This is a genomic window from Nonomuraea sp. NPDC003707, assembly GCF_053587055.1.
In genome coordinates, this window is the sequence record NZ_JBSFNK010000029.1 from 1 (window position 1) to 22,591 (window position 22,591).

A 22,591-nucleotide genomic window follows, 5' to 3' on the forward strand; every position below is an offset into this window, starting at 1 on the left:
CCGCGGAGATCAGCACCGCACGGGGCGACATCCGCATCACCGAGGCCACCGGCGGCAAGGTCGTGCTCCGCACCCAGTCCGGCGACATCGCGATCGCCGCCGCCGCCGGCGTCTCGGCCGCGCTGGATGCCGGCACCACCTACGGCCGTATCACCAACGCCCTCAAGAACGACGGGACCGCCGAACTCGACATCCACGCCACCACCTCCAACGGCGACATCACCGCCCGCAGCCTGTGACCCGCAGCCTCCCAAGGAGAGGCAGACCAAGCCCGCCGACGACGAACAGCCCCGGTCCATCCACGCGGACCGGGGCCGCTCCAGGTGTGGGTGCCAAGAACTCGGCTACCCTATGCGACCTGCACGTATTCGTGGATCAGTCCACCGAGACGATCACGTCGGATGACCTTGCTGTCGCCCTCAACAGGATCGGGAAGGGCTCGCAGCGGAGCGGCCTGGCTCAGGGAGCGATGCGGGCGATGCTCATTGAAGTGGGCCTCGTAGGTCGCCGGCACGCGCCGCAAATGGCGGGCGTTGACGATGAGGATCCGATCGAGGAGTTCTCGGCGCAGGCCGCCGATCCAGCGTTCGGCGAACGTGTTGGCCCGCGGAGCGCGAGGTGGCGACTCACATCCCCGGCCGACAGCCCGCAACTGCCGTAGGACCAGCGAACGCAGTCACACCGGCAGCCCGGCCGGCCGGAGTGGCGGTGGTCGCGCCGAGGGCGAGGAGGGGAGCGATGACGGCTGCCGCGCGAAGAATGTGTGACTTCATGTGACCAGCGTGCGGGCGCAGGGCCGGCATGGCCTGAGTACCTCGTACTCAATGTGTGCCCTGGGGCGGGTTGCTCCGGAGACGCTGTGGCTTGGGCAGCAGGGGGACAATGGACCGCCGCGCGTCACACCGGGCGCTTGGCACCCGATTCGCCGTCGGCCAGCACCATGGCCCCTGGCGGTGATGGTTGTTGCGGCTTGCGGATCACGGTATCCGCATGCGCAGGAGTGATACCCAGCACCAGCACGGCGGCCATGCCGACGGCCGAAGCGGCGGCACGGTGAGTCCAGGTACGGGTCTTCATACGGCTCTCCCAGTCGGCCGATGATCACGACAGTACTGTCCACCAGCATCAGTGCTACATCCCCGCCCGTCCACCCCGGAAGGGCCAGGTGGCCACAAGCGGACAGGCCCTCGCACCCGCAGACGTTCACGACGGCTACGGGCTCGACACTGGATCAGCTGAGCGACGGCCGTCTCACCCTCGGCGTCGGACTCGGAAGCGACCGGTTCGGCGGCGAGCTGTCCAAGACCGGCGAGCAGCTCGACGACCGGAAGCGCGGGCGGATGCTCGACTCATCAATACCGCGTTCCACCTGGGGTTTCTCGATCCTCGCCAGCCTCCGGGCTCGTTGTTGATCATGGCTGGTTGCTCGGTTCACCGCTGTGGGATTCCAGCCTGACCACAACCTGACCGAATGGCGATGGCCGACTCCGGCGGCCGCCCATGCACACGCGAGGCACGACACCATGGTGATACTGGTGATCGTCGTCATGTAGGCGGCAGCGGGGTTTTCACCGCGGGAGCTCGTCCGTCCACTCGGTGGTCACCGAGATATACGAGTTGCTCATCGCCGAACCCCCTTCGGCGGTCAGCAAGATGTTGGCACGCGCCACCCGGGCGGCCTCGGGGTCGACGACCATCCTGATCTCCAGGCTCCCGGAGAGCGGGATCAGCAGTTCCTGCCCGCCCTCGACCGGCCCCGCGTTCTTGACCCCCGGCGTCGCGGCGAGGGCCTCGAACGCCGCCGAACGGACCTGTGCGGGCGTCGGCAGCTCCGTGATCAGGGTGATCAGCGGGGAGACGAGCTCGCCTTGCCGGTCGGCGGGGAGCATGGCGCTGTCATGGCGGGGTAGCCCGGCGATGCGCTCCTTCAGCTTCTCCGGATCCGCCGGGAGCCCTTCGAGCTCCTCGAAACCGATCTCGGCGCCCATGAGCGTGAACGGGGCCGGGTCCTCGACGACGGCGCCGGGAGTGGCGTACGGCTCGTTCCTGGACCAGCGGTGGCCGTCGCGGGTGGTCCAGTTCTCCTGTATCTGGGGCGCGTCCGGGCCCTGCCACGTACGCGTGATGTGCCAATAGGTCCCCGTGCCCTGGGGGATGTGCTCGGCGCTGGCCGCGGCCATGAGCAGGACGTCCCTGCCCGAGACCGGTGCGGCGGCGGGCGGAACCAGGCTGGTAACGATCACGGCGACGGCCACTGCGACGGCGACCACCATGCCCAGCACCGGCAGGAGCCGACCGCTGCGCCCGACGGCACCCGCCCGCCACGGCAGGCGCCGGATACCCTGGAGACTGGCAGGACGCGTTTGGGGAGCGGCTGTGGCGGGGTCCTCAGCTGTGATCAAGGTGAACAGCGTTTGTGCCTCCGCGTCGGAAGGGTGACCTCCCGGCTGTTCGGGCGCGACCCGGGCCAGCGCCCTCGTCATGGCGTCGATCTCGTCGGTGTTCTTCACAGCGACCTCTCCGCCGGCGCAAGCCGGCTTTCCGGGGTTGAACGGATGCCCGCATCGGTCAGCGCGCGGGAAAAGCGCCGGCGAGCGCGGTGGAGCCTGACGCGTACGACGTTGCGCGACAGGCCCAGCGCCGTGGCGATGTCCTTGTGGTCGAGGCCCTCCCAGGCGACCAGCGCCAGCAATTCCCGGTCGTCGTCGGGCAGGGCCCGAAATATCTGGGCGATCGCTTCCCGTTCGAGCCTGCTATCGGGAGAATCGGCGTAACGGTCGGCCATCTTCACATCGAGCTCGGCACTGCGGGCCTTGCGGCGACTCTCGCTACGGTGGTGGTTGGCCAGCACGTTGCGTGCCACACCGTAGAGCCATAACGTGGCCTCTTCTCCTGACGGCAGATCGTCCATCCGCCGCCAGGCGATCGTGAAGGTCTCCGCCACCACGTCCGCAGCATCCTGCGGCGAGTCGCAGCGGCGCACGGCATACGCTGTGATCTGGCCATATGTCTCCCGGTAGACGGCCTCGAATCTGGCCAGCCGTTCGTCAGGCACGGGCGGTTCCCATGAGCGATTCCTTTGTCAGCACGAAATACAGACATGCCTCCTATGTGTCGAGCGAGCCCATCATTACGCGCCAACTTAAAAAAGTTTCAGCGTGTAGCGCTCGAATATTGAGTTACGTGACCTGAGCTGCGGTTAAGCGGCGTGGCGGTATTCGCTGATCACGCCTGCAACGACGGGTTTTCGGCGGATGGATCGCTGGTCGCTGAGTTCGGTCACGTCTTGGGAGGGCTGCGCTGCGATGTCCGGGAGACGTTGCTGCCGGTGACCGTTGTAGTGATCGGCATACTCGGCCGGCACCGACCGTAGGCGTCGTTCGTTGTAGATCAGCATGCGGTCGGCACACTCGGCCCGTACGGTGCGCACCCACCGCTCGGCATAACAGTTGGCCCGCGGCATGCGCGGTGGTGTCTTCACCACCCTCATGCCCTCGGCGGCGAAGACCTCGTCGAACACCGTGGCGAACTTGGCATCTCGGTCACGGATGAGGAACTTCGCTGAAGTGCCCGCGTCCTGCAGGTCCATGGCGAGATTGCAGCCGAGCTGGGTGACCCATTCTCCCGTGGGATGCGCAGTGACACAGAGGCGCACATGACGAGTGCAAAGGAGCTCTCCGCTGGGCAAATGGCCGCTTTATGTCCGGTAGATGCCCTGGTTCGCAGAGATCGCGAATCTCACAATCGTGCCGTGAACCTCCAGCGAATGATCCGGTTATTACACATCACAGCCCTCTCGTTCTTGATGGCCATCTCCTCGGCGGTGCTCTGGGCGGGGGCGACGCCGGCGTATGCGGTGCGGGGCGGGAGCCCGGTCGCCGACGGTACGTGGGGTTTCGTGGCGAAGGTGAACGTCGGTGAGAAGCACGCATGCACGGGAGCCCTGGTCAGCCCGCAGTGGGTCATCACGGCCACCAGTTGTTTCGCCGCTGAGGGGCAGCCCGTCAAGAGCGGGGCGCCGACGGAGGCGACGACGGTGACGGTCGGCAGGACGGACCTGTTCGGCTCGGGCGGGCGGGTGCTACCCGTGGAGTGGATCCACCCGCACCATGACCGGGATGTCGTGCTGGTCCGGCTGTCGTTGCGGGTACTCGACGTGACACCCGTCGCGGTCAGCTCCACCGTTCCCGCCGCGGGGGACGCGCTACAGGTCGCCGGCTATGGCCGGACCGCTGAGGAGTGGGCGCCCAACCGGCTGCATGCCGCGCCGGTCACCGCCGGGGCCGTGGCCGCCGGCTCGTTCGGCTGGACCGGAGCGAGCGGCGGCGAGGCGAGCGCCTGTCAGGGCGACGCGGGTGCCCCGGTGTTCCGTACGGGCGGGAGCCGTCCGGAGCTCGTCGGGCTCAGCATCGGCGCGGGGCAGGGGGGCTGCCTCGGTGCGGCCGGCGACGGGCCGCGCGGCGCCGACGCGGTGCGGGTGGACGACCTGGCGAGCTGGATCAGCCTGGTCGCGGCCGAGCCCACCGCCACCTTCCGGACGTACGGCCCCAGTTCGACCGGGCTCGGCGGCTATGACCTGAAGGACGCCCGCGACCAGGTGGTGGCGTTCGACTATGCACATTCGGGGAAGCTGGATCACCTGCTGATGTACCGGCCGGGAGCTGGGATGGTCTCCATCCTCAAGCGGGGCGCGGACGGCACCTACGCTCCGGTCTACTCCTCGGCCGACGGTGGGATCGGCGGCTATGACCTGAAGAACCCGGCGGACCGGATCACCGCCTTCGATTACGACGGCTCCGGGAAGCTCGATCATCTGGTGTTGTACCGGCCGGCGACCGGAATGGTGCACATTCTCAAGCACGGCAGTGGTGCCACGTTCACGCCGGTCTACTCCTCGGCCGACGGTGGGATCGGCGGCTATGACCTGAAGAGCGCGGCGGATCAGATCATCGCCTTCGATTACGACGGCTCGGGGAAGCTCGATCATCTGCTGCTCTACCGTCCGGGCGGGCACACGGCCTGGATCCTCGAGCACGGCGCGGGCAACACGTTCAGAGCGGTGTTCCACAGCTCGGCCGGCATCGGTGGCTATGACCTGCTCAACACGGCGGACCGGATCACCGCCTTCGATTACGAGGGTTCGGGGAAGCTGGATCATCTGGTGTTGTACCGGCCGGGGGCCGGGATGGTCTCCATCCTCAAGCGAGGCGCGGACGGCACCTACGCGCCGGTCTACTCCTCAGCCGCCGGCGGGATCGGTGGTTACGACCTGAAGGGCACGGCGGATCAGATCATCGCCTTCGATTACGAGAATTCGGGGAAGCTGGATCATCTGCTGCTCTACCGTCCGGGCTCGGAGACGGCCTGGGTCCTCCAACACGGCGCGGGCAACACGTTCAGAGCGGTGTTCCACAGCTCGACCGGCATCGGTGGCTATGACCTGAAGAGCACGAGGGACCGGATCATCGCCTTCGATTTCCAGGGGTCGGGCGGGCAGAGCCATCTGCTCCTCTACCGGCCGATGGACGGGATCGCGTGGGTCGTGGGCCGGGCCTATCCGCCTGGGCGGCCGATCCTGGAAACCGTGTGGCCCGTCATCCGCCCGGACTCCATCGTGGAGAACTTCGCCTATCCCGTGGACTTCCATCACGAGTTCGCAGGTACGTCCGGTCAGGACGACTGGGGTACGGACGAGGCCGAGGCGAAGAACTTCCAGCTGATCTCCGGGAACGGCGGGATCATCTGGGTCTCGTGCACCGCGTCCCCGGAGAACGGGGTCGGCGTGATCAAGGTGTTCCCGGGCCTGTTGAACGGCCAGACCGAGGTCGGCGAGCCGCACCTCGGCGTGACGGCGGTGTGCTTCAAGGTCATCGGACCCGCGGGATACGTGAAGCTCCGGATCCCGAACGTCTACGAGGTCCAGGGGGACAGCCGCTCACCGGGAGCCGGCCATGACGTGGACGCGACCGTTGTGAACGTGACGTCCGGCGCGGAGCGCACCAAGCGCGTCGAGCGGGACGAGAGTGAGCAGTTCGGACGTACGGACACCACCTGTGACGAGAACCACCCGGATTATCCGGACAACTGCCGAGAGACCCTCCTGGAACTGCGGGTCGTCAGCTGAGAACGGAACGGCCGACCGGCATGTGACAGCCGGTCGGCCGTCCAGCCCATTCCTTTGGAAGCATCGACAGGACAGGTGGAGAGACTGCGATGAAGGCGATTCGCGCGTGGCGCGGCAGGGCTTTATGGCAGACGACGAGTGTTGTCGGCGCCGTGCTCTCGCTGCTTCTCGTGAGCAGCCCGATCGTCGAGGCACGGGCCGCGGCGGCGGAGGCGGACCCACCTCGCGCGCCGGCATGCGAACGCCAGGTGGTCCTGGAGGCCTGGGTCACGGGCGGTGTGAACGTCCGTCCGGCCGCGGAGGATGCGCTGCTCGGAGGGCAGGCGGAGATCTGCGCCTTCCTCGCGCAGCTTCCCCGGCTCGCGACGCAGGACGATCGTGAGCAGGTTGGCCGCATCAAGGCCCACGGAGGCGCCGAGGTGTCCGCCGCTGCCAACGCCGCCCTGGTCTCGGACAACTCCGGTGCCGTGGTGGCGTTTCTCGACGGCGGCTGGGAGACCGCTCGGGAGATCGACCTGCGCGCCAGCGTGAACGAGATGAAGGCGGCCGGTGGACCGGAGGTCAAGGCTGCCGCGAACGCGGTGCTGCGCAACGGGTCGCGTACGGCCTTGGGGCAGTTCATCGAGTCGGGATGGCGGCTGCCGTACAGGCTGGACCTGCGGGCGATCGTCAATCGTGCGATGGCCGACGGCGGCCCGGAGGTGCAGGCCGCGGCGAACCGGGCGCTCCAGGACGGCAGCCTGGAGATGCAGGAACGATTCATCCAGATCGACTGGGGGGTGGCCCAGGCCCGGGACAACGAGAACCAGACCTTGGGCGATCTCCGGGCGAGCGCCACAGAGGCGACTCGCCGTGCGGCATTCGAGACGATCTCCGCAGTCGCGCAGGCGGAGCGCGCGAAGGCCGAGTCCCTGGCGGCCAAGAACGACGCGCTGGAGGCACAACGCCTCGCCTCGCTGGCTGGACAGGAGTCGGCGGAGGCCAAGCGTCAGGCCCAGCGTGCGGCTGAGGCGGCCGACCGCGCCGCGGTGGCATCCAGCGTCGCCGTACAAGCCGCGCGGGCGGCGGCGGACGCCGCGCGCGCGGCCGCCGGAGCCGCCGGACGCGCGGCGACCGCGGCGGCGCGGGCGCACACGAAGTCCGACGAGGCGTGGGCGGCCGCGTCAGCGGCGGAGCTGAACGCGGCCGCCGCCGCCACGGCGGAGATGCACAACCGCGTCATGCAGCAGATCGGTCCACAGATCTCCGCCTGGATCTCGCCCATCAACCAGATCACCGCCGTGACGCAGCAGGCATATGCCGCGGTCGCCGCCGCCGATTCGGCGCGGGCGAACACCGAGGCCGCCGGACGCGCGGCCGAGGCCGCCGGCCGTTATGCGGGGGCAGCCAGCGCCGAGGCACGGGCCGCGTTCGCCGCGGCCGCGCGGGCGGGAGCAAGCGCGGAACGGGCGAAGCGCGCCACCGCGGAAACGGTGCGTCAAGCGGACATCGCCCAGGACGCGGCCGGCAAGGCGCGAGATGCCGCGACGCGAGCGGTGTCCTATGCGGAGGCGGCGGCGAGCGCCGCGGCGAGCGCGGCCCAGCATGCGGGCAGCGCCGTCAACGCGGCCGAGCTGGCGACGCAGCACGCGAACAATGCCTACCGTGCGGCGGAGGACGCGTTGCAGGCGGCCGAGACCGCCCAAGCCGTCTACAAGTCGGCGCGCGAGGCAGACGCCGAACGGCTCAAGAACGAGCTCGAGCTCGAGTTGTCCTTCGCCCGGCACATCAGTGCGGAAGCCGCCAAGGCCAAGTTGCAGGACGCTCGCGGCTTCGGAGTGCCGATGGGCCGCTATCACACTCCGCAGATCGATGCGCTGATCGCCGAGGCCGCCGACACGCGGACCGATCCCGCACTGGCGGTCGGCAAGGCGCGGGAAGTGGCCCGATACTTCGCGACCGTGCCCGGTACGTGGACCAGTTCGGCGGCCATGTCCGCGCTCGGCGAGGACGATGACGTCCTCGTCCTCCAGTTCGTCAGGAGCGGGCTCGCAGCCGCCGAGGAGCAGGACGACCGCACAACGCTGACCGGTCTCATGGTCACCGGCACCCCGGCCATGAGAGCCGCTGCCCAGCACACTCTCGATGGCGGGTGGCCCGGCGTCATCGCGTTCCTCAACGAACCGGACTACCCCGAGCGAGCCGCCGAACAGCGGGAGCAGGTCGGGCGGATCCTCGCCGACGCCCGCAGCGCCGGCAACGCCGAGACCGAGAAAGCGGCGAACACCGCCCTGCGCTCGGACGATCCGGACGCGCTCGAGAAGTTCCTGGAAGTGACGCACAACACCACGTACACGATCGACATCCGGTCGAGGGTCGGCGCGATCGCCGGGGATGACTCCTACGGCACCGAGGTGCGGAACGGCGCCCAGATCGCGCTCGCCGGCACGACGGCGATGCAGGTCGAGTTCCTGGAGGTGGATCGGCACCGTGCGGCCGAACGCGACTACGCCACGGCCACACACAACTACATCGCCACCTCCTTGATGATCGAGACCTCGCAGATCGCGGAGCGCGCCGTCGAGTTCGCGCGCACCGCGCAGGCCGCGGCGGCAGAGGCCCGCGGTGCGGCGGAGGAGGCCATCGGTTACGCGGACGACGCCGGCAAAGCCGCCGACCAGGCGCGGACGTACGCAACCGAGGCCGTCGCCCAAGCCCGCGACGCCGCCACGTCCGCCGAACGAGCCGCGCAGGCCGTTCGCACCGCGGCCGCCGCGACCAAGCAGGCCCAGCAGTCGGCCGGGAAGGCGTCCCTCTCGGCCCGCTGGGCACGCGCCTCGGCTGCTTCGGCGGCAAAGGACGCGGCAAGCGCCTTCGCCGCCTACGACACCGCGTACAAGGCGCAGATCCTGGCCGGCCAGAGCGCGTCAGAAGCGGCCCGCATCGCTGCCGAGGTCTTCGAAGACTATCGGGAAGAGGCCAAGGCCCGGCTGAGCGAACTCAAGGCCGAGTGGTACGGACACTGCAAGTGGGGGCCCGAGGACGGCCTGCCCGGATACAACGACTGCAATGCCTACGTCGAAAAGATTCTCAACGATCCCAAGGGGCCACTCCACGACCCGGACGGCTACGCCCAGGAACGGATCCAGCACTGCAGGAACCAGTTCGTCGGCAAGGCCCTGGACGCCTGCATGTCCGTCGTCCTGAGCCCGCTCTTCACCTTCGCGGCAAGGGGGATCTCCGACCGGGAGACCGAAACCCATCGCCTCGCCGAGGAGTACATGGCCCTGACCGGACTGGACCTGCTCAACGGCGCCTCCCAATGGTCGTTGGCGAACAAGTGCAAGAACGCCGTCAAGGGAGGCGTCGTGACCGGGGGGAAGAAGTTCTCGGACTGCATCACCGGCGCCCTGGACCTGTCCGAAGATCCCGACTGGGACAAGTATTCGAGCCAGTGGAAGGGCACCTTCGTGGAGTCGCTCGTCCCGGAGGAGCTGCGGTTCGCCGAGTACAACTCGGAATGGGGAACGATGTACCTGCGCGAGCACCTGTCGGACCGGACCATTCTCTCGGCGATTCACGAGTCCGACCTGGCGACATCACTCCTGCGCATCCTTCCGATCGGATGCGTTCAGGACGGCGGGCAGTGCCCGTACGCGGCTACCGCGCAACAGCTCAGGAACGTGAGCGAGTCGATCAAGCTGCTGAACAACCAGGGCTATATCGTCGACGAGTCCGGGCGGGTGCTCGATGCGAGCGGACTGCCGATCGCGAGCCTGCCACAGATCGATGATCTCGAGAAATGGGCGAACTATACGGTCGAAAGCGGGCTGCACGACGACCTGGCGGCCCTCGAAGACCGTCTCGGCCTGCTGTACAGGCAGGAGTTCGGGCTGCCCATGGCGCCCCCGGCATGGCACCTCGAGACACAGCTCGCCTATCGCGTCGCCACGCGGGAGGTGAAGCTACGCGAGAACACGCTCCGGCTGGTCATGAACAACCGTGGCGGTGTCTGTGACGCGGTGCCGATCAACGGCACCGCGCCCGACCAGCAGCGACAGGTCGTGGCCGGGTGCGTCCAAGCCATCAAGATGTTGCTTCCGGCCGGCACGACCATGATCATCTACTACCCTGATCCGGCGAATCCGGCAGAACTGCTTGAGGTCACCGTGCGTGGCGTCGGCCGCTGGCTGGACTGAACCCGTCGCCGCGCGTTGACCCGGTAGCGGGTCAACGCGCGGTCGTCGAGGCCGGTGGCCCGTGCGAAGGTCGGTCCCGGCCATGCCGGCATCCTCCACGAGCAGATCGACGGCGCCTGTCCGGTGCCAGAACCCGCTCGTAGCGCCGGCCTTCGGAACGGGTGCTTCGCGCGCCTTCTCGGGGGTTGATGCTCCCATCAGAGCGGCTGCAACACGGGGTTCCGTGTTACAGCCGCTCTTTCCCAGGAAGGCGGGCGGAGCGCCGTCACCGGGCTCATGTTCTTCAGGTCCTTTGCTAAAGCTTCCCGGGACGGATTGCCACGTCATCGATCTGGAACGCGGGTCCGGCGGTGCTCGCGTTCCAGACAAAGGTCCAGTCGACGCGGGTCGCGCCTGCGGGCGCCGTGAACGTGCCGGCTGCTTCGGTCCAGGCGGTCTTCTGGGCCAGGGAGATGGCGTCGGTACGCAGCACCGTGCCGGACTCGTCGCGCCACCGCACATTCCACGTGACGGCAGGCATGGTCGCCACGGCCTCCCGGTACCACAGCGACACCTGGTAGCTCGTACCGGCGACCACACCGCTGTATCCGGGGAAGTTGTCAAGCGCCACCGCGCTGCCGGACGCCTGGGCGCTGGTCATCTGCAGCGAGCCTGTGCCACCATGCGCGCCGCCGGTCTGGTGCGCCAGGCTGGCCCCGTACCACGGGGCGTAGGGCGCGACCGTCGAGCCGGACTCGAAGTCCTGCTCGGCGATCGCCGGCGGGACGGGCGTGCCACCGTCGAACGTGCTACCGGCGTCCTGGCCGTACTGGGGGCCGACCCACAGCCCGGGCACGATGCGATTGCCCATGTCGGTGACCCTGAACTGCCACGGTCCTGTGTAGGTGTTGTCGTGCCAGGAGTTGTGCGAGTCGTGGACGATCGACTGCTGGATCACGGCGCCCTTGTACGGGGACCAGTCCGGGTACGTACCCCAGTTGGACAGCAGGGCCATGTGCCCGCAGTACTGCGTCGGGCAGCCGCCGTTGACGGCGCTGGGGTCGAAGGCGAACGTGTTGTGGTGGATGTCGACGTTCTTCGTCCACCAGCGGCAGTTGGTGTAGAGCGGCTCACTGGCGATGGCAGGAGCCGAGCACTGTGAGGTGTTGGTCGGTCCGACGATCAGCGTGCAGTCGCCGGTCGTCGAGGCCGGGCTGTTGCAGAACCGGTCGGCGTTCGCCCATGCGGTGATCCCGCCCCAGTTGTTCTCGAGCCGGTTGCCGGTGATCTCGATCTTGCTGGTCCGCGCTGGCACGCGGGGCTCACCATCCGCCTCGGACAGGTAGATCGCCGCTTCGGGGAACGGGTCGCCCTTCGCTGCCCGCTCGGCGCCGGAGGCCCAGGCGTTGCGGCGGATGGTGTTGTTCCGGATCACGACGTTGTAACTGATCTCGTAGAAGATCGCGAGCGACTCGTTGTCCTCGATGAGGTTGTCCTCGATGAGGAAGTCGTTGTTGTTGGTGTCCGCCCAGACCCCCGGTCCGTGGTTGCCGTGGATCCAGTTGCCGGTCACGTCGGCACCGTTCACCGCCCAGAACTTCATGCCACCGGTACATCCGCACCCAGGTTCCTGGTGCTCCCAGTCGTCGGTGTTGTTGCCGGTGAACTCGTTGTCCGCCACAACCAGGCCGGTGATGGTGTTGCCGGCCTTGTACGCGTTCAGGCCGTACTGCCCGTTGTCCTTGAGGCAGTTGCCACGGATCTTGTTCGTGGCCCCGGCCATCAGCCCCGCGCCGGAGTTGTTGCGGATCGTGTTGTGCTCCACGACCCAGCCGTCGCCGGAGTCGTGGTTGACCACACCCTGATCGCGCGGCGCGACGAATCCGGTGATGGTCAGGTACCGGATCGTGACGCCGGTCGCCTGCTGGGTGAACGCGTACCGGTTCAGCCGCTGCCCGTCCAGTACCGCGCCGGGCGCGCCGATGAACGTCGCGCCGTTGCCGGGCATGATCTGGGCGTACTGGTCCGTGCCCAGCGTGTGTGTGCCGGTCTCGAAGTAGTACGTGGTGTTCGCCTGGCGTAAGTTCACGCCGCTGTTGTCGCCCGCAGGGACCACGACCGCGCCGGAGGGCGGTGTGGTCGGGCCGTTCAGCGACGAGCTGCCGCAGACCGCTGCCGTTGCCGTTGCCGTCGTCGAATCGGCTGCCGAATCGACCGCGTCGCCACTCGCCGACGTCGCGCCGCCCATGACAACCGTGGCTAGGGCCACCAACGCCACTGGCCAGGTTCTTCGCATTCCTGTTCTCCTCCAGGTTTTGAACAGCCTTGGCCGCACTCGACCGCCGGCCGTCGCCGCTGTAGACAGCGCTCGCGCCTACCCTCAAGATCAAACGCTGAGAGAGTACTGCAGGGCCGATGACGGCGTCCTGCTGATCAGGGACAGCGACAGACATCACCGTCCCTGAGATGTCCCCTCCCGTGGCGCACACATCCGCATGTCAGGCGTGAACGACGCGTCGAAGTGCGGTCACGGCGTAGGCGTTGAGTTCGAGGTAGTCGGCGACCCGACACCCGCGTGTCGACTCTTTTGATCCGTAGGTTCCGGGTTTGAGCCCCGGGCGCGCCCTACCACTCCGACCCCCGCCCGCGCCTTGCCGACCTTCCGGGAGATCACCCGCACCGCCTTCAGCACCAGCCGCGCGGTCATCCGGACACTGTCGTGATATAGGTGCGGCAGTACCGAGACGTAGGTGTCGGCGGTCAGCACGACGCCGTCATGCCTCAGCGTGCGCTGCATCACCTTGAGTTCGGTACGCAACGCCAACACTGACTACTCCGTGGCATAGGTCGTGCCGCCGGATCAGGTGAGTTGGCACCTCCGACCACGGTGACGGACTGCGACTCGCCATCGCGCGCGTCGAGCTCGGTCGCCGCGTAGCGAATGTGGCCGAGCCTCTCGAACTCCTCCAATCTCGGCACACGATCACGTTCGAGCGGTTCAAGCCGCCGCCGCTGTCGTCTCGACGCGCCGCGGCGGCACCGCATGACGGACAGTGATGGCGAACAGAAGGAGACCGGCGACCGTCAGCACCAGGCCCGCCCATGCCGTCGAGAGGGTGCCGAGGCCCGCGCCGAGCGTGATCGAGCCACCGACGGCTCCCAGCGCGTTGGCCAGGTTGAGCGATGCCAGGTTGAGCGCCCCCATCAATGTGGGCGCCTCGGGGGCGTTCTTGGTGAGCAGCACCTGAATCGTCGGGATGGCGAGCATCATGGTCGCGCCGACTCCGAAAAGGGCGGGCATGAGCAGCCAGATCGTTTCGCCTGTTGCGGCGATCGCGATGAGGAACAGCAGGACGCTCCCGTAGCCCAGGACGAGACCCCGGTACGCATAGCGGTCAGCAAGGCGGCCACCGACTTGGTTACCCACCGCCATGCCGACGCCGAACACGGCGAGTGCCACGGGGATCAGCGATTCATCGGCCCGTGCCGCGTCCGTGACATAGGGACCGATGAAGGTGTAGACGGCGAAGATGCTGGAAATGCCGAGCGCGGCGACGACCATGATCACCCAGACCATCGGGCGGCGCAGGGCGCCCAGCTCTTGCGCGATGGGCCCGCCGTCGAGGTCGGAGGTGGCGGGCACCCAGAGGAGAATGGCGGCACCGGCGGCCAGGCCGATCACCGCGACCACGACGTACAGCGCCTGCCAGCCGGCCTGCTGTCCGACGAAGGTGCCGAGGGGCGAGCCGACGATCGTCGCGATGGTCAGGCCGGCCATGACGGTTGCGAACGCCTTTCCGCCCTTGCCCGGACCGTAGACGTAGGCGGCGACGACGGCGCCGGCACCGAAGTAGGCGCCTTGCACCGTGCCGGTGATGAACCGGGCCGCGATCAGCATGCCGACGTTCGCGGACAGCGCCGACAGCAGGTTCCCGACGATGAAGAGAAGGATGAGTGCCAGGAGTAACTGCTTGCGGTTCAGCCGGGCGGCCACGATCGTGATGACAGGGGACCCGATCATGACGCCGACCGCGTAGGCGGTCACGGCGTACGTCGCCTGCGGGATCGAGATGCCCATGTCCGCGGCGAAGAGCTGGATGATGCCGTTGCTGCCGAATTCACCCGTGCCGATGGCGAAGGTGCCGAGCGCGAGAGCGAGCAGAGTGAGCTTCGTGTTCCTGGTGGCGCAGTCCGGCGTGTGGCGCGCTTCCTCGGCGTCGCACTGCGCTCGATAGGCACTGTTGAGCAAAGGGAGCCTCCTTTCGGGCGAGTGTGGTGGTTCCGTGCGGCGATATGTCACAGGTCGGTCAGGCTCCGTGGCCCCTCGCGCGCCTCGTCATAGCGGATCAGCGCTGTTCCCGTGAAGTTACGCAGGATCACTTGATGAAGAGTGAAGGATCACTGGATCCGTTCTCGAGCCGGTCCGAGGCGGATCACCGCCCCCCGTTTCCCGCGCACGCGTATCCAGTCATCGTCAAGTGGCCCTGCCGACCTTCGCTCTGAAGCATGCGAGAACAGTCAGCCGGGGGCTTCCAGGAGGGGAAACCGACCACACCGCCCATCAGCGGGCTGCACCACTTCGCCTTGACCGTGCGGGATCTCGAGGCGAGCATCGCCTGGTACCAGAAGGTCTTCCAGGCCACGTTGGTGGACGGCGACCTGCCGCACTACGGCCGTGAATGGACCGGATACGCGAATCTGGTCATCGAACCCCGTACCGGACTGGCCATCGGGCTGCATCACCACGAGGCCAACCAGGACGAGGAGTTCGACGAGGTCCACACCGGTCTCGACCACATCTCCCGTGGGTGCGAGCCGGCCTTCCCGAGTCCTCAGGACGCCGGCCCACACGGGGCTTCACCTCGCAGAGATCGGTCTACCAGCGGCCGCCCTTATGGAGCTGGCCACGGACCGCGCCATCGGGGAACTGGGAAGTGTGCAGGTTGGCGTACCAGTTCTTGGGCTTGTTCTTGATGTCCCTGAGCAGGCTGCTCTTGACGCGAACGGAGCCGGAAGCGGTGTTGCCGCGAATGCGGCCGTTGGACAGCAGGTCGATGACGACGGGGCCGTTCACGCCCGCCTTGCCCCGGTGGATGTGGAAGGCGGTCGGCCTTCCGGTGTTCCTCCACTGCACGAAGAAATAGAAGCGGTCGCCGCTGATGCGGAACTTGGCGACGGCCGCGCCGTTGGAGTCGTTGACCTTCTTGCCCCGTTCGGGCACCTCGTTCCGGCCGAGGAGCCCGGCGGCGAAGTAGTACTTGGGCGAGCTGGTCGTGTGGCCGTGCGCGGTCGCCCTGATGGTCTGGGACGCGGCGGCCGCGGGGGTGGCGATCACCGAGCCGGCGAACACCACGGCTACCGCCCCTGCCGCCGTCGCGCCCGCAAGCACGCGCTGCCACGACATCCGACCCCTGCCCACCTTCGTTAATTCGAGTACGGCTTGGCGGAGTTCGTCGGCCTGCCCTCCCGGCTCTCGGCGGAGCCGGACCGGCGGGAGGACCGCCGGGCGCTCCTGGACGCCGTGCGTCGGGACGGCTTCGCGACCGGTTATCGGGGACAGCGCATCGCCAAGTCCGGCGGCCGGTTCTGGATCGAGGACGTGACAATGTGGAACTTGGTGGACGGCGACGGCCTGCTCGTGGGCCAGGCGGCGACCTTCCGACGCCCGCCGGACGCCTGACGCCCGGCACGGCGGAGATCTACGGGGCCGCGGGCCTGGTGCTCACCGCGCCCTGCCCGTACGACCGGGAGACGCGGGCGCGGATCAGCTCACGTGATGCTCTGACCGCTTGAACCGGCCTGGGAGACCGCGGCGAGGAAACCGCCGACGAACGCGTCGCCGAGCCCGATGGTCGTGGGCGCGGCGACGTCAAGCTCGAAGCCGGGCAGGCAACGAACAACCTCGCCCATTCGGCGTTCCAGAGCCGCGGCGAACTCCACCGCCTCCGTTCGCCTCGGCCGGTTCTGCATGAGTTCGTACTGGTGGTCCGTGTACGCATCGCCGTGGCAGTAGCGGGTGCTGGCGATCACGATGCCCTCGTTCAGTGGCTCCGCGTACTCGCCGGCTCTTTCGCCGAATGCCGCCGACCAGTACTTGGTGTGCACCACCAGGGTCTCCACGGGGATCAGGGCCTGCAGCGATTCGAGGGCACGTGCCACCTCCGTCACGGAGAGCAGGTTGACGGCGTAGCCCAGATGCGACTGCATCTCGTCTTCGTTCAGCCCGTAGACGTCGATGACTTCCAGAAGCGCGTCGCGGACCCGTTGGCTGAGGCCCGGCTCGTGGAATCCGGCATCCTCGTAGTAGACGACCGCCTCGGCCGGCAGTTGTCGCATGTGCCTTCGCAGCGCGGAAAGACGCCGGTCGAGTGTTCGCCGGTCCCGTATCGCGTTGAATCCCGAGATCAGAAAGACCCGTGCGTCGCCGAGCAACGAGCCCAGCTCATCACTCAGCAGCATGGACTCGTTGTCCGGGTCGTTGACGTAGATCAGTCTGTTCGGAAACGGCGTGTCGATGTCGATGTCACCTGCTCGAACCCGCATGCCCTGGTCGTACTGCACGATCAGGTGCGGATAGAGGGTGTCCTGGTCGCCGCTACAGATGTAGTCGCAGCTTGCCGGCAGCAGGCGGCGGACGATGTCGTTGAGGCTGACCAGGTGCAGGGTGGACGGTACGCCGAGCCGGCTCATCTCCATCGCCGCCCGAACGGAGGTCCCGCCCAGAGTCGTTCGTTTGGGGAACCGCCCGGCGAATGCGTCCAGGCATTCGGAGGAGGCGACGAAGTGCTCGCCTCCTCCGCCCTTTTTGAGGTAGGTGAGAATCGAGATGACCAGCTCACGCTCGTTGGTCACGGTGACCGACGAAGTCAGCTCGGCATCGCGGATCTGATACTCGCCGACCAGTTGCTCCAAGATCGACGAGGACAGCTTGAGTTCGTAGTCGACGCATCCCCCCAAGCCCAGGACTACACGGCTGGTCATGTCAGTAGAGAGATGCCTTGCCGGCCGCTTCGAAGAGGTCGATCTTCTGCCCGGCCACCACCTTCATCGCCTCGATGCACGGCGGCTGGATGGAGTTCGGCTCACGCAGGCCCTCATCGGCCAGGACCTCGCGCATCTTCATGTGGTAGGCGGCCTTGATGTCACTGGAGATATTGATCTTGTTGATGCCGAGCTTGACCGACTCCGCGATCTCGTCGTCGGGATTGCCCGAGCCGCCGTGCAGCACCAGGGGGATCTTGACCCGGTCCTTGATCTCCTTCAGCAGGTCGAGCTTCAGCTCCGGCTTCAGGTTCTTCGGGTAGAGGCCGTGATAGGTGCCGATGGCCACGGCGAGGCTGTCCACCCCCGTCGCCTGCACGAAGGTCACGGCGTCCGCCGGGTCGGTGTAGATGATCGCGTCGCTGCCGTCTTCGGCCTCGCTGTCGGTCTTGCCGATCGTCCCCAGCTCCGCCTCGACCGACAGGCCGACCGCGTGCGCGGTTTCCGTGACCTTCTTGGAGATCGCGATGTTCTCCTCGAACGACTTCATCGAGGCATCGATCATCACCGAGGTGAAGCCGATCCGGATCGCGGTCAGCATCTCCTGATAGGTCGCGCCGTGGTCCCAGTGAATCGCGATCGGCACGGACGAGCGATGGGCCCGCTGGGTCATCGCGGCGATCACGTCCACTCCGATGTGCCGCACCTCGTCGGGGTGGATCCCGATGAAAAGCGGCGCGTTCTTCTCCTCGCTGATGTCCACGATGCCGTTGAACATGGCGTAGTCACTGATGTTGAAGGCGGGCACGGCGAAGTTTCTTTCATTCGCGACAGCCAAGAGCACCTTGCCGGTCGTCAGCATTGCTGTATTTCTCCTTCTGATCAGTTGATTGTCACTCGGGACGGGGACGACGTTTCAGGATTTGACCGCGCCGGAGGTGAGGCCGCCGATGAATCGCCGCTGGAAGAGGAGGAACAACACGAGCACCGGGATGGACCCCAGGATGCTCATGGCCATCATCTGGTTCCACTCGTAGGAGTGCTGGCCCATCAGGAGCTGGATGCCGATGGGAACGGTTCGCATGTCATCGGTACGCGTGAGGGTCAGCGCGAACAGGTATTCGTTCCACGAGATCATGAAGGTGTAGACGCCGACGGCGACCAGCCCGGGCACCGAAATGGGCACCAGGATCCGCCAGAGAGCCGTCCAGCTCGACGCCCCGTCCACCTTGACGGATTCATCCAGTTCTCGCGGCAGGGTGTTGAAGTACGCGGTCATCATGATAATCGCATAGGGCAAGGTGAACACCATATGCGTGAGGATGAGCCCCGGATAAGTATTGTACAGGCCGAGCGCCACCACGAGACCGAAATAGGGAATGACGAGTGTGATTGGCGGCACAGCCTGGACGGTGACGATCACGGCGTTGACGGATCGCTTCAGCGGGAAGTTGTAGCGGCTGAATCCATACGCCGCGAGAATCGCCACGAACAATGTCAGCACGGTCACCGACAGCGCGACGATGTAACTGTTGATGAAAAACCTCAACTGGGTCGCGTCGGCCAGGATCACTTTGTAGGCGTCGAACGAGAAGTTCTCGGTGATCAGCCGCGGCGGAACCTGGAAGACTTCCCCGTTGGTCTTGAACGACGTCGACAGCATCCACACGACCGGAAGGCCGGCGAAGGCCGCGCCGACGCACAGGCCTGCGAGCACGGCGATCTTCGCGCCGAGGCGCCGCCTTTTGCGGGTGAGCACGGTGATCACCTCTCCTTTTGCAGGCGAACGTAGAAGAAGGCCAGAATCATCGTGAGCAGCAGGACTATGACGGCGGCGGCGGACGCGGTGGCGAACTCGTAACTGCTGAAGGCCTGCTTGTAGGTGTACGTGCTGAGCATCTCGGTGGCATTCAGCGGGCCACCACCGGTGGTCATCCAGATGAGGGCGAACTGCTGGGAGGTCCAGATGAGATCGAGCACGGCCATGCTGAGGAGCACCGGTTTCAGCTGTGGAAGCGTCACGTTGCGAAACTGGCGGAAAGTGCTTGCGCCGTCGACGGAGGCCGCCTCGTACAGAACGGGCGAGATTCCCTGCAACCCGGCGAGGATGCTGATCATGAAGAAGGGGAAGCCGGCCCAGATGTTGATGAATGTCAACGCCCAGAGCGCCGTGTTCGGCTCGGAGAGCCAGGTCACTTCCTCGCGCATCACGCCGATCGTGGTCAGGATGTAGTTGACCACCCCGGACGGGTCCAGCATGAGCCGCCAGATGACCGCGATCACGGCGACCGTGAACAGCCAGGGCAGGATGTAGACGATGCGGAAGATGGCTTTCGTCACTCCGCCCAGCAATGGGGTGTTGAGCATCGTCGCGAAGGCCAGCCCCAGGCCGAGGTGAGCGACGGTGCTCACGGTGATGAAGATGAACGTGTTCTTCAGCGCTGCCAGGAAGTCGGGATCGGTGAGCACCGTGGCGTAGTTGGCGAGCCCGGCGAAGACCGGATTCTGCTCGACGATCACGTTGTCCTTGAACGAGTAGCTGACCACCATCGCGATGGGGATGATCATCAGTACAAAGATCAATATCAGCGTCGGCGAGAGATAGCCGTACGGGACGACACCCTGCACGGGGAAAGGCCGCGTCCTTCTCCGTCGGCCCGCAGAGGATTCCGATGCCGATTTTGCGGCTCCCGGGGAGGCCGCCGGATCGAGTTTCGCGGTTTCCATCGATGTCTCCTTGGTTCGGGGGCCGCGCCGCACGGTCGGCGCGGCCCACGAAGTACGGAAGGTCAGAGCACCGGTGCCCAGGCCTGTTGCGCCTTGTTGAGCGCGTCGTCGACACTTTGCTTGCCGGTGAGCGCGAGCTGCAGCTGCTCATCGAAGCTGCGCATGAGGTCTTCGGACTTCGGCAGCCCCACGAACTCGTTGGCGGGATAGCCCGCCTTGTAGATGTCGAAGGCCGTCTTGAACAGCGGGTCACTCGTGCTGAAGTCAGGCTCGGCCGTCTTGTTGCCGGGGAAGCCGTTCGCCAACGTGCTCAGCTGCGCATTCGCCTTCTTGTCCATCAAGAACTGGACCAGTTTGAACGCCTCGGCCTTGTGCTCCGAGGACTCGGCGACGCCGATGCCCCAGGACGCGTACGGGATGCCGCGCTTGCCGGTGTAGGCGTCCTCGGCCGGGATCGGCACCACCGTGAAGTCGAGCTTCGGATTGTTCTTCTTGATCAGCCCGATGTGCGCCAAGGAATCGATCACCATGCCGACCTGGCCGGTGGAGAACTTCTCGACCTTGTCCTGCTCTTTCATGGTCAGCGCTCCGGGCGCGATGACGCCCGCGTCGTTCAGGCTCTTGACGTATTCGACGGTGCTCTTGACGCCGGGGCCGGTCAGGTCGGGCTTCCCGTCCTTGGTGAGCATGCTGCCGCCCGATGCCCACAGCCATGACATCACGTCATTCTGGACGCCGTTGGGAACGGCGGTGTCGAGCGGCAGGGCCCAGCCCTTGACGTTGCCGCCGAGCGCGCTGACCTTCTTGGCCGCCTCCAAGAACTCCGTGCGCGTGCTCGGAGGCGTCTTGACCCCCGCCTTCGCGAGCAGATCATTGTTGACGAACAGGGGGTAGACGAAGTTGACCACGGGGATCATGTAGGTCTTCCCCTTGATCTGGATCTGGCTCGCGAGCTGGCTCGAGTCGTACTTCGCGGTCGTCATGAGCGCGGAGAGGTCAGCGATGGCGCCCTGCTTGGCGAAGTCACTCACCCATGCGCCGTCGAGGCCGACGACGTCAGGCAGCGTCCTCGACGCCGCGCCGGCCACCAACTGCTGCTTCGTGGACGCGTACGGGCCGCTCAACAGCTTGACCTTGATGTTCGGGTTCTGCGCCGTGAATTCCGACATAAGCTTGTCGAACGATCCCGCCGGCAGCTCCGGCGCCCACCACTGCGCAAACTCCAGAGTGACGGTCCCGTCGCCGCTCGATCCCGCGCTTGCTCCTGAGCCGGAACCACACCCCACGGCCGTGGCGCCGATCATCGCCACCGCCATCACCCCGAGTAGTCGCCTCGTCCGGCCCTGCAACCGGGTGCTGCCTCCGGTCATCGCGACCTCCTTGCTGTACAGGTGTTACCGGTCTTTGCCGGTTTCCGCCACATTAACAACGCGTGTCGCTAGCCCACAAGACCTAGTAACGCAAAAACCCGCTAGGAACCGCACAGTCCGGCATTCATGCGGAAGAGTCGTGCTCGATCACGAGACTCTGAGCGCCGGGACCCTCGAAGTAGGCGGCATCTCGCCCGAAAGGGGCAGTGTTATGCGGTAGTCTGCAGTTCTAGGCCTGTATCACCCCTCTGTTGCGTTGATCAGTAACGCAACTACCGCAGAGATGGGAGGGTCAGTGACCCTTGACGAAGACGACCGGCAGCGTCGTCTACCTGCAGGACGTAAGGCCCAGCTGGCTGCATACGTCGCGGAGGCCGGGCAGGTCACGGTCAGCGCACTCGCAGAGCGCTTCGGCGTCTCCATCGACACGATCCGGCGGGACCTGGACCAGCTCAGCGCCGACGGTGTCCTGGTCCGCACCTATGGCGGAGCGGTCAGTCAGGCCACTCTATCTCGGGTCGACCGGGCCGTGGACGTGCGGCTCAAGATGGAAGAACGCGAGAAGGAGAAGATCGCGGTACTTGCCGCGTCACTGGTCAAAGATGGGTCGATCATCATGATCAACGGCGGTACGACCACTCTCGCCGTGGCCCGGAACCTGCGCAACCATCGGGACCTGACCGTGGTGACGAACAGTCTGCTCGTACCCCCGGCGCTGCCGCCCTCAGCCGTCCGCGACGTGTACGTCTTCGGCGGCGCGGTCCGCACTCTCACGCTGGCCACCATCGGCCCCGTCAGCTTCCGGGCATCCGACGGAAGCGAGCTGGACATCAGCTGCGACCTGGCGTTGATCGGGGTCGGCGCCGTTTCGGCGGCCGGATACACGACGAGCAACCTCGCCGAGGCGGCAATGATGCGAGAGATGATCTCGCGGGCGGCGCGCGTGGCGATCCTGGCCGACTCGTCCAAGTTCGATCGCCGGCTCTTCGCCCAGGTGTCCGAGCTCGGGGGCGCCGACTTCCTCGTCACAGACTCCACGCCGCCGCCTGACCTTTTGGACGCGCTGACGGAGAACGGGGTAGAGCTGATCACGCCGGAAACCCTCGAAGGCGCCCCCGAAGCCGGTCAAGATCCCCAGTAGATCGGGTGCCGATCGCGTCATGGCCCCTCGAGAACACCGCTCGGAAGCCGCGGCAACGCTGGTCGACGATCCCGGCGCCCATTACCGGTGC

Annotated in this window: 20 protein-coding genes; 7 read left to right on the top strand and 13 right to left on the bottom strand. The window is 66.6% G+C overall.

Annotation, left to right across the window (positions count from 1 at the left end; genetic code table 11):
- The coding region (locus ACWDRB_RS48015) for a DUF4097 family beta strand repeat-containing protein (RefSeq protein ID WP_449905870.1) at positions 1-239 on the top strand (239 nt) is incomplete at its 5' end.
- Between the two features lie 110 nt (positions 240-349).
- Here the strand turns inward: ACWDRB_RS48015 and ACWDRB_RS48020 are convergent.
- The 5 genes from ACWDRB_RS48020 to ACWDRB_RS48040 form a co-directional block, all read right to left on the bottom strand.
- A complete protein-coding gene (locus ACWDRB_RS48020; protein ID WP_449905873.1) occupies positions 350-652 on the bottom strand; it encodes an integrase core domain-containing protein in 303 nt (100 codons plus the stop codon).
- 245 nt (positions 653-897) lie between these two features.
- Positions 898-1,077, bottom strand: coding sequence for a hypothetical protein (locus ACWDRB_RS48025; protein WP_449905876.1), 180 nt, complete (start codon positions 1,075-1,077; stop codon positions 898-900).
- Positions 1,078-1,568: 491 nt separating this feature from the next.
- Complete coding sequence (locus tag ACWDRB_RS48030; RefSeq protein ID WP_449905879.1) at positions 1,569-2,510, bottom strand: CU044_5270 family protein; 942 nt, start codon at positions 2,508-2,510, stop codon at positions 1,569-1,571.
- Complete coding sequence (locus tag ACWDRB_RS48035) at positions 2,507-3,055, bottom strand: RNA polymerase sigma factor (protein ID WP_449905882.1); 549 nt, start codon at positions 3,053-3,055, stop codon at positions 2,507-2,509. The genes ACWDRB_RS48030 and ACWDRB_RS48035 overlap by 4 nt, the downstream gene beginning before the upstream one ends.
- 144 nt (positions 3,056-3,199) lie before the next feature.
- A complete protein-coding gene (locus ACWDRB_RS48040; RefSeq protein WP_449905884.1) occupies positions 3,200-3,589 on the bottom strand; it encodes an integrase core domain-containing protein in 390 nt (129 codons plus the stop codon).
- Positions 3,590-3,751: 162 nt separating this feature from the next.
- On the opposite strand from ACWDRB_RS48040, the gene ACWDRB_RS48045 reads away from it, so the two are divergent.
- The gene (locus tag ACWDRB_RS48045) at positions 3,752-6,124 is read left to right on the top strand and encodes a S1 family peptidase (RefSeq protein ID WP_449905887.1); all 2,373 of its coding nucleotides are present in this window, start codon (positions 3,752-3,754) and stop codon (positions 6,122-6,124) included.
- An 89-nt stretch (positions 6,125-6,213) separates the two neighbouring features.
- A complete protein-coding gene (locus ACWDRB_RS48050) occupies positions 6,214-10,302 on the top strand; it encodes a DddA-like double-stranded DNA deaminase toxin (RefSeq protein ID WP_449905890.1) in 4,089 nt (1,362 codons plus the stop codon).
- A gap of 295 nt (positions 10,303-10,597) precedes the next feature.
- Here ACWDRB_RS48050 and ACWDRB_RS48055 read toward each other — a convergent pair whose 3' ends face one another.
- Complete coding sequence (locus ACWDRB_RS48055) at positions 10,598-12,370, bottom strand: right-handed parallel beta-helix repeat-containing protein (RefSeq protein WP_449905892.1); 1,773 nt, start codon at positions 12,368-12,370, stop codon at positions 10,598-10,600.
- On the opposite strand from ACWDRB_RS48055, the gene ACWDRB_RS48060 reads away from it, so the two are divergent.
- Positions 12,348-12,746 (top strand): hypothetical protein, encoded by a 399-nt coding sequence (locus ACWDRB_RS48060; protein WP_449905893.1) that lies wholly within the window; start codon positions 12,348-12,350, stop codon positions 12,744-12,746. The genes ACWDRB_RS48055 and ACWDRB_RS48060 overlap by 23 nt on opposite strands.
- A gap of 533 nt (positions 12,747-13,279) precedes the next feature.
- Here ACWDRB_RS48060 and ACWDRB_RS48065 read toward each other — a convergent pair.
- The gene (locus tag ACWDRB_RS48065; RefSeq protein ID WP_449905896.1) at positions 13,280-14,530 is read right to left on the bottom strand and encodes an MFS transporter; all 1,251 of its coding nucleotides are present in this window, start codon (positions 14,528-14,530) and stop codon (positions 13,280-13,282) included.
- A 257-nt stretch (positions 14,531-14,787) separates the two neighbouring features.
- Here ACWDRB_RS48065 and ACWDRB_RS48070 point away from each other — a divergent pair, with 257 nt between their 5' ends.
- Positions 14,788-15,255, top strand: coding sequence for a VOC family protein (locus ACWDRB_RS48070; protein ID WP_449905899.1), 468 nt, complete (start codon positions 14,788-14,790; stop codon positions 15,253-15,255).
- Here ACWDRB_RS48070 and ACWDRB_RS48075 read toward each other — a convergent pair.
- Positions 15,158-15,685: a CHRD domain-containing protein gene (locus ACWDRB_RS48075; RefSeq protein WP_449905902.1), complete on the bottom strand. Its 528-nt coding sequence runs from the start codon at positions 15,683-15,685 to the stop codon at positions 15,158-15,160. The genes ACWDRB_RS48070 and ACWDRB_RS48075 overlap by 98 nt on opposite strands.
- A 36-nt stretch (positions 15,686-15,721) precedes the next feature.
- On the opposite strand from ACWDRB_RS48075, the gene ACWDRB_RS48080 reads away from it, so the two are divergent.
- Complete coding sequence (locus ACWDRB_RS48080; RefSeq protein ID WP_449905905.1) at positions 15,722-15,961, top strand: MEKHLA domain-containing protein; 240 nt, start codon at positions 15,722-15,724, stop codon at positions 15,959-15,961.
- A gap of 89 nt (positions 15,962-16,050) precedes the next feature.
- Here the strand turns inward: ACWDRB_RS48080 and ACWDRB_RS48085 are convergent, their stop codons facing one another.
- The 5 genes from ACWDRB_RS48085 to ACWDRB_RS48105 all read right to left on the bottom strand — a co-directional run bounded on the left by ACWDRB_RS48085 (position 16,051) and on the right by ACWDRB_RS48105 (position 21,359).
- Positions 16,051-17,262 carry an ADP-dependent glucokinase/phosphofructokinase gene (locus ACWDRB_RS48085; RefSeq protein ID WP_449905908.1) on the bottom strand — a complete coding sequence of 404 codons (1,212 nt, stop codon included), beginning with the start codon at positions 17,260-17,262 and terminating at the stop codon, positions 16,051-16,053.
- Position 17,263: 1 nt separating this feature from the next.
- A complete protein-coding gene (locus tag ACWDRB_RS48090) occupies positions 17,264-18,124 on the bottom strand; it encodes a ketose-bisphosphate aldolase (RefSeq protein WP_350732891.1) in 861 nt (286 codons plus the stop codon).
- A 54-nt stretch (positions 18,125-18,178) separates the two neighbouring features.
- On the bottom strand, positions 18,179-19,030 hold the full coding sequence (locus ACWDRB_RS48095; protein WP_350732893.1) for a carbohydrate ABC transporter permease: 852 nt from the start codon (positions 19,028-19,030) through the stop codon (positions 18,179-18,181).
- A complete protein-coding gene (locus ACWDRB_RS48100) occupies positions 19,027-19,989 on the bottom strand; it encodes a carbohydrate ABC transporter permease (RefSeq protein WP_449905912.1) in 963 nt (320 codons plus the stop codon). The genes ACWDRB_RS48095 and ACWDRB_RS48100 overlap by 4 nt, the downstream gene beginning before the upstream one ends.
- 62 nt (positions 19,990-20,051) lie before the next feature.
- Positions 20,052-21,359: an ABC transporter substrate-binding protein gene (locus tag ACWDRB_RS48105; protein WP_363982527.1), complete on the bottom strand. Its 1,308-nt coding sequence runs from the start codon at positions 21,357-21,359 to the stop codon at positions 20,052-20,054.
- Positions 21,360-21,654: 295 nt separating this feature from the next.
- Here ACWDRB_RS48105 and ACWDRB_RS48110 point away from each other — a divergent pair, with 295 nt between their 5' ends.
- Positions 21,655-22,500, top strand: coding sequence for a DeoR/GlpR family DNA-binding transcription regulator (locus ACWDRB_RS48110; protein ID WP_449905916.1), 846 nt, complete (start codon positions 21,655-21,657; stop codon positions 22,498-22,500).
- The last annotated feature ends 91 nt before the right edge of the window (positions 22,501-22,591 follow it).